This window comes from Isoptericola cucumis (genome assembly GCF_014635665.1).
Lineage (GTDB): Bacteria > Actinomycetota > Actinomycetes > Actinomycetales > Cellulomonadaceae > Isoptericola > Isoptericola cucumis.
The window spans coordinates 20,075-31,987 of sequence record NZ_BMDG01000016.1; the positions used below are offsets into that span (position 1 = coordinate 20,075).

Genomic DNA, 11,913 nt, shown 5'->3' on the forward strand with positions numbered 1-11,913 from the left:
ATCGACGACCAGCCCAAGCCCGGCAAGATCATCGCCGTCCACCTCAACTACCCGTCGCGCGCGGCGCAGCGGGGCCGGACGCCGAGCCAGCCCTCCTACTTCCTCAAGCCCGCGTCGTCGCTCGCCGGCACCGGCGGGACGATCGTGCGCCCGCTCGGCACGGAGCTGCTCGCGTTCGAGGGCGAGGTCGCGATCCGCATCGGCACCGCCGCCCGCTGGGTCTCGCCGGCCGAGGGCTGGTCGCACGTCGACGCCGTCACGGCGGCGAACGACTTCGGCCTCTACGACCTGCGCGCCGCCGACAAGGGCTCCAACCTGCGCAACAAGGGCGGCGACGGCTTCACCCCGCTCGGCCCGCGCTGGATCCCCGCGCCCGACGTCGACCCCGCCGGCCTGCGCGTGCGCACCTGGGTGGACGGCGAGCTCGTCCAGGACGACTCCACCGGCACGCTGCTCTTCGACTTCGGCCGCCTGGTCGCGGACCTCTCGCAGCACCTCACGCTCGAGCCCGGCGACGTGATCCTCACCGGCACGCCCGCCGGGTCGTCGGTCGTCGAGCCGGGCCAGACGGTGGAGGTCGAGGTGGACGCCCCCGAGGCGCCCGGCGCCCCGACCAGCGGCCGCCTCGTCACCACCGTCACCGCCGGCACGCGCGCGTTCGGCGACTTCGGCTCCCAGCCCTCGGTGGACGACACGCAGCGCGCCGAGGCCTGGGGCACCCCCGCCCCCGCGCCCGAGCCGGCCTTCGTCCTCACCGACGCGATGCGCGAGCGGTTCGGAGGCGTCGCCGTCGCCACGCTGTCGGCGGTGCTGCGCAAGCGCGGGTACACCGACGTCTTCGTCGAGGGCGTGCACGCGGGCCGCCCGGGCGACCGGTTCGTCGGCACCGCCCGCACGCTGCGGCTCATCCCCTTCCGCCCCGACCTCTTCGCCTCCCACGGCGGCGGCTTCAACGCGCAGAAGCGCGCGTTCGACGCCGTCGAGCCGGGCGAGGTGATCGTGGTCGAGGCGCGCGGCGAGCGCGGCACCGGCACCGTGGGCGACGTGCTGGCCCTGCGCGCGCAGGTCCGCGGCGCGGCCGCGATCGTCACCGACGGCGGCGTGCGCGACTCCGAGGCCGTCGCGGAGATCGGCATCCCCGTGTTCTCGCAGGGCCCGCACCCGTCCGTCCTCGGCCGCAGGCACGTGCCGTGGGAGACCGACGTGACCGTCGCGTGCGGCGGGGCCGCCGTGCAGCCGGGCGACGTCGTCGTGGGCGACGGCGACGGCGTCCTCGTCATCCCGCCGGCGCTCGTGGCCGAGGTGCTCGCCGAGGCCGAGGCCCAGGAGGCCGCCGACGCGTGGGTCGCGCAGCAGGTCGCCGCGGGGCACCCCGTCGACGGGCTGTTCCCGATGAACGCCACCTGGCGCGCCCGCTACGAGGCCGAGACCGCCGGCGGTGCCGGATGAGCCTCACGACCGGTCCGACCAGCAGCGTCAGCAAGTCCCAGCGCGCCTACGCGTTCCTGCGCGAGCGGATCGAGGACGGCCGGTTCGTCCCCGGCTACCGCCTCGTGCTGGCCCAGCTGGCGGGCGAGCTCGACATGTCGGTGGTGCCGGTCCGGGAGGCGATCCGCCGCCTCGAGGCGGAGGGCCTGGTGACGTTCGAGCGCAACGTCGGCGCGCAGGTCGCCCTCATCAAGGAGACCGAGTACCTCCACACGATGGAGACCCTCGCCCTGGTGGAGGGCTTCGCCACGGCCCTGTCCGCCCCGCACCTGACCGCCGCGCAGCTCGAGGCCGCCCGCGCGGTCAACGAGCGGATGCGCCGCTGCCTCGAGGACTTCGACCCGCACCGCTTCACCGAGCTCAACCTCGAGTTCCACGCGGTGCTGTTCGAGCCGTGCCCCAACCCGCACGTGCTCGACCTCGTCCACCGCGGCTGGCGCCGGATGAACGTGCTGCGCGACTCGTCGTTCTCGTTCGTGCCCGGCCGGGCGCACGAGTCCGTCGCGGAGCACGACCGCATCCTCGACCTGATCACCGGCCTGCAGGCGGGCAGCACCGACGTGCTCGACGTCGAGCTGGCCGCCCGCCGCCACCGCACCGCCACCCTCGACGCGGTGCTCGCCTACCAGCAGTCCCGCCACTCGTCCCACCAGACCACGGAGGTCCAGCGATGACCAGCCACACGTCGGATGCCACCACCCACGTCGGGAACGGGCACCGCCCCGACGGCCTGCCGGACCGCATCCGCCACTACGTCGACGGCGCGTTCGTCGACTCCGTCGGCGGCGAGACGTTCGACGTCCTCGACCCGGTGAGCAACGAGACCTACGTCCAGGCCGCCGCCGGCCAGCAGGCCGACATCGACGCCGCCGTCGCCGCCGCCCGCCGCGCCTTCACCGATGGCCCGTGGCCGAAGATGCTGCCGCGCGAGCGCTCGCGCGTGCTGCACAAGATCGCCGACCTCGTCGAGTCGCGCGACGCCCGCCTCGCCGAGCTGGAGAGCTTCGACTCCGGCCTGCCCATCACCCAGGCGCTGGGCCAGGCGCGCCGCGCCGCCGAGAACTTCCGCTTCTTCGCGGACCTGATCGTGGCCCAGGCCGACGACACCTACAAGGTGCCCGGCCGCCAGATCAACTACGTCAACCGCAAGCCGATCGGCGTCGCCGGGCTCATCACGCCGTGGAACACGCCGTTCATGCTCGAGTCGTGGAAGCTCGCGCCCGCGCTCGCCACCGGCAACACCGTGGTGCTCAAGCCGGCCGAGTTCACGCCGCTCTCCGCGTCGCTGTGGGCGGGGATCTTCGAGGAGGCCGGGCTGCCCCGCGGCGTGTTCAACCTCGTCAACGGGCTGGGCGAGGAGGCCGGCGACGCGCTGGTCAAGCACCCCGACGTCCCGCTCATCTCGTTCACCGGCGAGAGCAGCACGGGCCAGCTCATCTTCGCCAACGCCGCCCCGCACCTCAAGGGCCTGTCGATGGAGCTCGGCGGCAAGTCCCCCGCCGTCGTCTTCGCCGACGCCGACCTGGACGCCGCCGTCGACGCGACGATCTTCGGCGTCTTCTCCCTCAACGGCGAGCGCTGCACCGCCGGGTCGCGCATCCTCGTCGAGCGCGCCGTGTACGACGAGTTCGTCGAGCGGTACGCCGCGCAGGCGAAGCGCGTACGCGTGGGCTACCCGCACGACGAGGCCACCGAGGTGGGCGCCCTCGTGCACCCGGAGCACTTCGAGAAGGTGATGAGCTACGTCGAGCTCGGCAAGTCGGAGGGCCGCCTGGTCGCCGGCGGCGGCCGGCCCGAGGGCTTCGAGACCGGCAACTTCGTGGCCCCCACGGTGTTCGCCGACGTGAAGCCCGACGCCCGGATCTTCACCGAGGAGATCTTCGGGCCCGTCGTCGCGATCACGCCGTTCGACACCGAGGAAGAGGCGCTCGAGCTCGCCAACGGCGTGAAGTACGGCCTCGCCGCCTACGTCTGGACCAACGACCTCAAGCGCGCGCACAACTTCTCGCAGGCCGTCGAGGCCGGGATGGTCTGGCTGAACTCGAACAACGTGCGCGACCTGCGCACCCCGTTCGGCGGCGTCAAGGCCTCCGGCCTGGGCCACGAGGGCGGCTACCGCTCCATCGACTTCTACACCGACCAGCAGGCCGTGCACATCACGCTCGGCAAGGTCCACAACCCGACCTTCGGCAAGCACTGACCCGGCCTCGAACGGCAAGGACGCCTGACATGACCCACAAGAACGACCGCACCCTCACCTCCTCGGGCTTCTACGTCTCGCAGGAGGCCCCGATCCACTCCGACAACCCGATCGCGACGCCGTCGAGCCCCGCGCCGGACATCCTGCGCTGCGCGTACATGGAGCTCGTCGTCACGGACCTCGCGGCCTCCCGCCGGTTCTACGTGGACGTGCTCGGCCTGTACGTCACCGAGGAGGACGAGAACAGCGTCTACCTGCGCTCCACCGAGGAGTTCATCCACCACAACCTGGTGCTGCGCCAGGGTGACGTGGCCGCGGTGGCCGCGTTCTCCTACCGCGTGCGCACGCCGGAGGACCTCGACAAGGCCGAGGCGTTCTACGGCGAGCTCGGCTGCGACGTGCGCCGGGACCCGGCGGGCTTCACGAGGGGCATCGGCGACTCGGTGCGCGTGGTCGACCCGCTCGGCTTCCCGTACGAGTTCTTCCACGACACCACCCACGTCGAGCGGCTGTCGTGGCGTTACGACCTGCACACCCCCGGCGAGCTGGTGCGCCTGGACCACTTCAACCAGGTCACCCCGGACGTGCCGCGGGCCGTGAAGTTCATGCAGGACCTCGGCTTCCGCGTCACCGAGGACATCCAGGACGACGAGGGCACCGTCTACGCGGCGTGGATGCGCCGCAAGCCGACCGTGCACGACACCGCGATGACCGGCGGCGACGGCCCCCGCATGCACCACATGGCGTGGTCGACCCACGAGAAGCACAACATCCTCGCGATCTGCGACAAGCTCGGCGCCCTGCGGATCTCCGACTGCATCGAGCGTGGCCCCGGGCGCCACGGCGTCTCCAACGCGTTCTACCTGTACCTGCGCGACCCCGACGGGCACCGCGTCGAGATCTACACGCAGGACTACTACACCGGCGACCCGGACAACCCGGTCGTCACGTGGGACGTGCACGACAACCAGCGCCGCGACTGGTGGGGCAACCCCGTCGTGCCGAGCTGGTACACCGAGGCGTCGCTCGTGCTGGACCTCGACGGCAACCCGCAGCCCGTCGTCGCCCGCACCGACGACTCCGAGATGGAGGTGACCGTCGGCGCCGACGGCTTCTCCTACACGCGCCGGGCCGATGACGGCACAGGCGACGGCGGCGTGCAGGGCTTCAAGCTCGGGGCGACGCTGTGACGGCCGGGGACACGTCCCCCGACGGCGCCCGCACCCTCGACGACGCGGCCGTCGTCGCCATCGCCGACGAGCTCGCCGAGGCCGACCGCACCCGCACGCCCGTGCCCCTCCTGACGGCGCGGCACCCGGGGATGACCGTGGCCGACGCCTACGCCGTGCAGCGCACGTGGCGCGACCGCGGGGAGGCCCGCGGCCGCCGCGTCGTCGGGCACAAGATCGGCCTGACGTCGAAGGCCATGCAGGCCGCGACGGGCATCACCGAGCCCGACTACGGCGTCATCTTCGACGACATGGTGCTCGAGTCGGGCGGCGTCGTGGAGCACGCCGCGTACTCGAACGTGCGCGTCGAGGTGGAGCTCGCCTTCGTCCTCGCCTTCCCGCTGGAAGGGCCGGGCGTGACCGTCACCGACGTGCTGCGCGCCACCGAGCGTGTGGTGCCCGCGCTGGAGATCCTCGACGCGCGCGTCGAGATGCCGGGGCGCACGATCGTCGACACGATCAGCGACAACGCCGCCATGGGTGCCATGGTGGTGGGCGGTCGGCCCGTGCGGCCCGACGACGTCGACCTGCGCTGGGTGTCCGCCCTGCTGTACCGCAACGAGACCATCGAGGAGACGGGCGTCGCCGCGGGCGTGCTGGGGCACCCCGCGCAGGGTGTCGCCTGGCTCGCGAACAAGCTGGCCGCGCACGGCGACTCGCTCGCCGCGGGCGAGACCGTCCTGTCCGGGTCGTTCACCCGCCCCACCTGGGTGCACCCGGGCGACACCGTGCACGCCGACTACGGGACCCTGGGGGCCGTGACATGCCGCTTCGTGTGACCACCGACCGTTCGTTCGCCGCCGTCCTCGCCGACGCCGCCGCCGAGGGGCGGGCCGCCTCCGGCGCCTGGTCGTCCATGGGCAGCCCGGTCGCGGCCGAGATCCTCGCCGGCAGCGGCCTGGACGTCGTCCTGGTGGACGGCGAGCACGGGCCGAACGACCTGACCACCGTCCTCGCGCAGCTCCAGGCCACGGCCGCCTACCCGGTCGCGACGCTGGTGCGGGTGCCGTCGGGCGACCCGGTGGGCCTCAAGCGGGTGCTCGACCTGGGGGCCACGAACGTGCTGGTGCCCATGGTCGATTCCGTCGCCCAGGCGACCGACGCCGTCCGCGCCGTGCGCTACCCGCCCGCCGGTGTCCGCGGCGTGGGCAGCGCGCTGGCCCGGTCGTCGCGGTGGAACCGGGTGCCCGGGTACCTGGGCGGCGCCGACGACGGGATCACGCTTGTCGTGCAGCTCGAGACGCGCGCCGCGATCGCCGACGCCGAGGCGATCGCCGCGGTCGACGGGGTGGGTGCGGTGCTGGTCGGGCCGGCCGACCTCGCGGCGTCGCTCGGCCACCTCGGCCAGCAGGACCACCCCGAGGTCACCGGCGCGGTGCTCGGCGCGATCGACGCGTGCCGCCGGGCAGGGACGCCGGTCGGCGTGAACGCGTTCGACCCGGTCATGGCGGAGAAGTACGTCGCCGCGGGCGCCGCGTACGTCGTCGTCGGGGCCGACGTCACCCTCCTCGCGCGCGGGGCGGAGAAGCTCGGCACGCAGACGGCGGGTTTCACTCCCGCCCCGGACTTTGGTTAGGCTGCCCTAAGCGCGCTTCCCCGGTGCGCATCCCGACCAGCCTCCGGAGACCACCTGTGCCCAGCTCGACCCGCCGCGCCCTGGCGACCAGCGCCGCCGCGATCAGCCTGACCCTGCTCGCCACCTCGTGCGCGAGCGACGACGGCACCACGTCCGCCGGCGGTGCCGACGGCGGGGCCGGCGCCGGCGGCGCGTTCGAGCCCGTGACCATCAGCCACGCGCTGGGCGAGGCCGAGATCACCGAGAAGCCCGAGCGCATCGTCACCCTCGGCCAGGGGTCGGCCGAGACGGCGATCGCGCTGGGCACCGTCCCCGTCGGCATCGAGGAGTACCCCTGGGGCGCCGACGACACCGGCTACCTGCCCTGGATCCACGAGGCCGTCGAGGCCGAGGGCGCCGAGCTGCCCGAGCAGTTCACCGGCGGCACCGAGCTCGACGTCGAGGCCGTCCTCGAGCTCGAGCCCGACCTGATCCTCGCCCCGTGGTCCGGCCTCACGCAGGACCAGTACGACCTGCTCGCCGACATCGCGCCCACCATCGCCTACCCCGAGCAGCCGTGGACGATCGAGTGGGACGAGCAGATCGAGACGATCGGCGAGGCGATGGGCCAGCCCGAGGAGGCCGAGAAGCTCGTCGCCGACCTCGAGGCCCAGCTCGCCGACGCCGCGAAGCCGGAGTACGAGGACCTCACGTTCTCCTACGTCTACAACGACGGCCCCGGCACGCTCGGGGTCTTCCTGCCCGACGAGCAGCGCGTCGCCATGGTGCGGGCGCTCGGCCTCACCGTGGACCCCATGGTCGACGGGCTCGGTGAGTACGAGGTCGCCGGCACCGACTCGGCCGTCATCGGGCTGGAGAACGCCGACATGCTCGCCGACTCCGACCTGGTGTTCACGTTCTACTCCGACCCCGCGAACCGCAAGGAGATCGAGGCACAGCCCCTGTACGCGAAGATCCCCGCCGTCGAGCGCGGGTCCGTCGTCGCGGCCGAGGACCAGTCGTTCGTCACCGCGTCCTCGATGATCAACCCGCTCACCGTGCCGTGGACGCTGGAGCGCTACGTGCCGATCATCGACGAGGCCGTCGGGCACCTCGACGAGAAGTGACCCGGGGATCCCGCGCCCTGGTCGTCCTGCTCGGGGCGACCGCGCTGCTGGTCGTCGTCGCCGTCGTCAGCCTGTTCGCGGGCAGCAAGGACACCGGCCTGACGGACGTGCTGCCCGTGCTCGCCGGCGGCGGCGACGAGTACGTGCAGGCGGTCGTGGACTCCCGCGTCGCGCGCACCGCCCTCGGTGCCCTGGTGGGTGCGGCGCTGGCCGCGTCGGGCGTCATCGTGCAGGGCATCACCCGCAACCCGCTCGGCGAGCCGGGGCTGCTCGGCGTCACCGTCGGCGCCTCGGCCGCCGTGGTCACCGCCACCGCGTTCTTCGGCTTCACCGGCGGCGGCGCGACCGTGTGGGTCGCCCTGCCCGGCGCCGCCGTGGCCGTGCTCGCCGTCGTGACGCTCGGGCGGCGCTCGGGCAGCGAGAGCGTGGTCCCGCTCGTGCTCGCCGGGGCCGTCCTGTCCGCCGTCCTCGGCGCCTACATCCAGGCGATGGTGCTCGCGCGTCCGGACGTGTTCGACTCCTACCGGCACTGGGTGGTGGGGTCCCTCGCCGGGGCGGACCTGCAGACCCTCCAAGCGGTGGCGCCCGCCGCGATCGCCGGCGCCGTGCTCGCCCTGGTGCTCGCGTCGTCGCTGGACTCCCTCGCCCTCGGCGACGAGCTCGCGACGTCGCTGGGCGTGCGGGTCCCGCTCGTGCGGGGCGCGGGCATCGCGGCGGCCACGCTGCTCGCCGCGGCCGCCACCGCCGCGGCGGGGCCCGTCGCGTTCGTCGGGCTGGCCGTGCCGCACGTCGTACGGGCGCTGGTCGGCACGGACCACCGGTGGCAGCTCCCCGTGTCGTTCGTGCTCGGCGCCGCGCTCCTGGTCGCCGCCGACGTCGCGGGGCGCGTCGTCGCGCGCCCGGGCGAGCTCATGGTGGGCGTGGTCACCGCGTTCGTCGGCGCCCCGTTCCTGCTCGCCGCCGTCCGCCGCGGCCGGGTGACGACGTGAGCGCGGCCGCGCGCGGGGACAATCTCGCGGCCCGTCGCGAGGTCCGGCTCGGCACGGCGGTCGCCCTCGGCTTCTCGCGCCGCAGCGCCCGCGTCGTGCTCGCGCTGCTGGCGGCGCTGGTCGTCGTGGCGGCGGCCTCCCTCGCGCTCGGCAGCCTCGGGATCTCCCCGGCGGACGCCCTGGCCGCGCTGCGGGGCGAGGCCGACGTCACGACGACGTTCGCCCTGGAGCGGCTCCGCGGGCCGCGGCTGCTCGTCGGCGCGGGCGTCGGCGTGGCGCTCGGGCTGGCCGGAGGGCTGTTCCAGACCGTCACCCGCAACCCCCTCGGCAGCCCCGACGTGATCGGGCTCAGCGCCGGGGCGGGCGCCGGCGTCGCCGTCGCCACGCTGCTCGTGCCGGGCGCGGTGCCGGCCCCGGTGGGCGCCGTGGCCGGGGCGGGGGCGGCCATCGGCCTCGTCTGGCTCGCCACCGGCACGGGGTTCTCGTCGCCCGCACGCCTCATCGTCACGGGCATCGGAGTCGCCGCGATGGCCACCGCCGTCACCCAGTACGTCGTCGCGGTCATGCTGCGCGACCAGGGGGCGGAGCTCGCCGTCTACGTCGTCGGCTCCCTCGGCTCGCGCGACCTGGGGCACGTCGCCCAGATCTGGGGCGCGCTGCTCCTGCTCGTGCCGTGCGTCGCGCTCCTCGGCCACCGGCTGGCCGTCACCGACATGGGCGACCCCCTGACCGACGCCCTCGGTGCCCGCTCCAACCAGACCCGCACGCTCGCGATCGTGCTGTCGGTGCTGCTGGCGGCGGCTGCCGTGGCGGTCTCCGGGCCGATCACGTTCGTGGCGCTCACCGCCCCGCACGTCGCCCGGCTCCTCACCCGCGCGCCCGGGCCGAACCTCACGGTCTCCGGCCTCACGGGCGCCGTCCTCGTGGTGGCCTCCGACCTCGTCGTGCAGCACGTGCCGGCGCTCGAGGGGCTCCCCGTCGGCGTCGTCACGGCCGGGCTGGGCGGCGTCTACCTCGGCTACCTGCTGACCACCGGATGGAAGAAGACTCGGGCATGACGGACACGACAGCGGCGTCGCACACGGCACCGGGCACGACCGCCCGCGGCCTGGTCGCCGACGACCTCGAGGTGGGCTACGGGCCGACGACCGTCCTCGACGGCCTGAACCTCACCCTGCCCGCCGGCGCGTTCACCGCGATCGTCGGGCCCAACGGCTGCGGCAAGTCGACCCTGGTGCGCACGCTGGCGCGCACGCTGCGGCCCCGGCGTGGCGCCGTCCTGCTCGACGGCCGCCCCCTGACCGCGTGGCGCCCGAAGCAGCTCGCGCAGCAGCTCGCCTTCCTCCCGCAGGACCCGGTGGTGCCCGACGGCGTCACCGTGCGGAGCCTGGTCGCGCGCGGCCGCCACCCGTACCACTCGCCCCTGCGCCAGTGGGCGCCGGGCGACGACGAGGCCGTCGCGCACGCCATGGACGTCACCGGCGTCACCGCGCTCGCCGACGACCCGCTCGCCGAGCTCTCCGGCGGCCAGCGACAGCGGGCCTGGATCGCGATGACGCTCGCGCAGGACACCCCGCACGTGCTGCTCGACGAGCCGACGTCGTTCCTCGACCTGGCGCACCAGATCGACGTGCTGCACGTGTGCCGCGACATGCGCGACCAGGGGCGCACCGTCGTCGCCGTCCTGCACGACCTCAACCAGGCGGCCCGCTACGCCGACCACCTCGTCGTGATGCACGAGGGCCGGGTGCACGCGGAGGGCACCCCCGACGCCGTGCTGGGCGGCGACGCGGGTGCCCGGCTCGTGGGCGACGTCTTCGACCTGGCCTGCGAGATCGCCACCGACCCGCAGAGCGGCACCCCGATGGTGGTGCCGCTCGCGCGGGCCTGACCCGGGCGGTCAGGACGGGCGGGTCAGGCGGGCGCGGGCCTGGCGGAGAGGCTCCGTCAGCCGCCACGACCGGCTGGTGCGCAGGTCGTGGAGGTCGTCCTCGAGCTGCGCGATCGTCGCGTCCCGCGCGGCGACCGCGCGGCGCAGTCGGGAGATCTCGTTCATCGCCCCCTGGGGCGCGCCCTTCCGCTTCTTCGAGAAGACCGACAGCCAGCGGTTCGGGATCGGTGACGGGATGAGCTGGTGGTGCCCGAAGGCCCGGACCGTGTCGAGGAGGTAGCGCTCGAGGCTCGCCGGGCTGAAGACGAACGTCTGGTCCTTCCGCCGGGTGCTCAGGCCGATCAGGGGCTGGTCCTCGGGGAGCTCGCCCGCACCGTCGAGGGTCGAGCGGAACTTGCGGTCGGCGAGCCCCGGGTACTCGAGCACCAGGTGGGACGAGGTCAGGTCGGCGGCGCGGTCGAGGAACGCCAGCGGGTCGCGCGAGTGGTGGATGACGTTGAGCGCGAGCACGACGTCGAACGCGCCGGACCTCGACCGCAGGTCCTCGAGCGCGACGTTGCGCAGGTCGATCGAGGCGTCGAGGGTCTTGGCGATAGTGCAGGCCTCCTCGAACCGCCGGCCCCAGGGCTCGATGGCGGTGACCTTCGCGCCCATCCGGTGGGCGCTCAGCGCCGCCGCACCCTCGGCGCACCCGATGTCGAGCACGCGCTTCCCGGCGAGGGGCATCTGGAGCGCCAGCTCCAGCGTCGTCGACCGTGCCGACCCGGCCGCACCCTCCCGGTAGTCCGCCTGGTAGGAGCCCTGGCGGACCTCGAGCACCTGCGTCGGGTGACCCTCCCGGCAGAGCTGCTCCGAGTCCGCCCCGGCCAGCCGCGGATAGTCCCACCGCGACAGGGTGGCGAAGTCGTCGTGGACGTCGCCGTTGGAGCACAGGTAGCGGACCGGCGTCGTCGAGTGGTCCAGGTGCAGCGCGAGGTGCTCGTAGACCTGGGCCAGGCGGCGGCCCTCGAGCGCGCGGGCCCACCGGTCGGCGTTGTAGGGGCGTCCCGCGCGCCCCGCCTCGACGGGTTCGTCCCCGGACCGCTGGGACGCCCGCCGGAGGAGGACGGGGCGCGGCGCGGCCAGCACGACGACCTCGTCGGCGGCGTCGATGAGACGAGCCACCATCGGGCTGACCGTCGCGCGGCCGGCGTCGGCCGGGCGGTCCTGGGCGCTGTGCAGGAGGTTGAAGTGGACGACGTCGTCCACCCCGGTCGGAATCGCCGACCGGTCCTTGATCTCGTAGGCGAAATGGAGGCGGAGGTCGCCGCCGGACGCCGAGTCTCGCATTCGCTCGACGAACGTCGACTTCCCCGCGGAGGTGGGGCCGATGACGAGGCGCATGGCCGGACGCTACACCCGTTCACCCGGCGTTGGCCGGGCGTTCGGCTCGCC

Annotated in this window: 11 protein-coding genes; 10 read left to right on the forward strand and 1 reads right to left on the reverse strand. The window is 74.0% G+C overall.

The window, feature by feature from the left end; translation table 11 throughout:
• The 10 genes from IEW03_RS18745 to IEW03_RS18790 are packed head-to-tail and all read left to right on the forward strand — an operon-like array spanning nucleotide 1 to nucleotide 10,479.
• On the forward strand, nucleotides 1–1,449 hold the full coding sequence (locus tag IEW03_RS18745; RefSeq protein ID WP_188525315.1) for a fumarylacetoacetate hydrolase family protein: 1,449 nt from the start codon (nucleotides 1–3) through the stop codon (nucleotides 1,447–1,449).
• Nucleotides 1,446–2,162: a GntR family transcriptional regulator gene (locus tag IEW03_RS18750; RefSeq protein WP_188525241.1), complete on the forward strand. Its 717-nt coding sequence runs from the start codon at nucleotides 1,446–1,448 to the stop codon at nucleotides 2,160–2,162. Before IEW03_RS18745 ends, IEW03_RS18750 begins: the two co-directional genes overlap by 4 nt.
• A complete protein-coding gene (gene hpaE, locus IEW03_RS18755) occupies nucleotides 2,159–3,688 on the forward strand; it encodes a 5-carboxymethyl-2-hydroxymuconate semialdehyde dehydrogenase (protein WP_188525242.1) in 1,530 nt (509 codons plus the stop codon). Before IEW03_RS18750 ends, hpaE begins: the two co-directional genes overlap by 4 nt.
• A gap of 29 nt (nucleotides 3,689–3,717) precedes the next feature.
• Nucleotides 3,718–4,878: a 3,4-dihydroxyphenylacetate 2,3-dioxygenase gene (gene hpaD, locus IEW03_RS18760; protein WP_188525243.1), complete on the forward strand. Its 1,161-nt coding sequence runs from the start codon at nucleotides 3,718–3,720 to the stop codon at nucleotides 4,876–4,878.
• Nucleotides 4,875–5,696, forward strand: a complete 822-nt coding sequence (gene hpaH, locus IEW03_RS18765; protein ID WP_188525244.1) for a 2-oxo-hept-4-ene-1,7-dioate hydratase — start codon at nucleotides 4,875–4,877, stop codon at nucleotides 5,694–5,696. Before hpaD ends, hpaH begins: the two co-directional genes overlap by 4 nt.
• Complete coding sequence (locus tag IEW03_RS18770) at nucleotides 5,681–6,493, forward strand: HpcH/HpaI aldolase family protein (protein WP_188525245.1); 813 nt, start codon at nucleotides 5,681–5,683, stop codon at nucleotides 6,491–6,493. The genes hpaH and IEW03_RS18770 overlap by 16 nt, the downstream gene beginning before the upstream one ends.
• Nucleotides 6,494–6,549: 56 nt before the next feature.
• On the forward strand, nucleotides 6,550–7,599 hold the full coding sequence (locus tag IEW03_RS18775; RefSeq protein WP_229738433.1) for an iron-siderophore ABC transporter substrate-binding protein: 1,050 nt from the start codon (nucleotides 6,550–6,552) through the stop codon (nucleotides 7,597–7,599).
• Complete coding sequence (locus IEW03_RS18780; protein WP_188525246.1) at nucleotides 7,596–8,588, forward strand: FecCD family ABC transporter permease; 993 nt, start codon at nucleotides 7,596–7,598, stop codon at nucleotides 8,586–8,588. Before IEW03_RS18775 ends, IEW03_RS18780 begins: the two co-directional genes overlap by 4 nt.
• Nucleotides 8,585–9,646 carry a FecCD family ABC transporter permease gene (locus tag IEW03_RS18785; RefSeq protein ID WP_188525247.1) on the forward strand — a complete coding sequence of 354 codons (1,062 nt, stop codon included), beginning with the start codon at nucleotides 8,585–8,587 and terminating at the stop codon, nucleotides 9,644–9,646. The genes IEW03_RS18780 and IEW03_RS18785 overlap by 4 nt, the downstream gene beginning before the upstream one ends.
• Nucleotides 9,643–10,479, forward strand: a complete 837-nt coding sequence (locus IEW03_RS18790) for an ABC transporter ATP-binding protein (RefSeq protein WP_188525248.1) — start codon at nucleotides 9,643–9,645, stop codon at nucleotides 10,477–10,479. The genes IEW03_RS18785 and IEW03_RS18790 overlap by 4 nt, the downstream gene beginning before the upstream one ends.
• Before the next feature lie 9 nt (nucleotides 10,480–10,488).
• Here IEW03_RS18790 and IEW03_RS18795 read toward each other — a convergent pair whose 3' ends face one another.
• Nucleotides 10,489–11,862 (reverse strand): class I SAM-dependent methyltransferase, encoded by a 1,374-nt coding sequence (locus tag IEW03_RS18795; RefSeq protein WP_188525249.1) that lies wholly within the window; start codon nucleotides 11,860–11,862, stop codon nucleotides 10,489–10,491.
• Nucleotides 11,863–11,913: the final 51 nt, after the last annotated feature.

Bases quoted from the DNA above. Each gene is read 5' to 3' on its own strand.
- IEW03_RS18750 (WP_188525241.1), top strand. From the start codon at position 1,446: ATGAGCCTCACGACCGGTCCGACCAGCAGCGTCAGCAAGTCCCAGCGC.
- hpaE (WP_188525242.1), top strand. From the start codon at position 2,159: ATGACCAGCCACACGTCGGATGCCACCACCCACGTCGGGAACGGGCAC.
- hpaD (WP_188525243.1), top strand. From the start codon at position 3,718: ATGACCCACAAGAACGACCGCACCCTCACCTCCTCGGGCTTCTACGTC.
- IEW03_RS18770 (WP_188525245.1), top strand. From the start codon at position 5,681: ATGCCGCTTCGTGTGACCACCGACCGTTCGTTCGCCGCCGTCCTCGCC.
- IEW03_RS18790 (WP_188525248.1), top strand. From the start codon at position 9,643: ATGACGGACACGACAGCGGCGTCGCACACGGCACCGGGCACGACCGCC.
- IEW03_RS18795 (WP_188525249.1), bottom strand. From the start codon at position 11,862: ATGCGCCTCGTCATCGGCCCCACCTCCGCGGGGAAGTCGACGTTCGTC.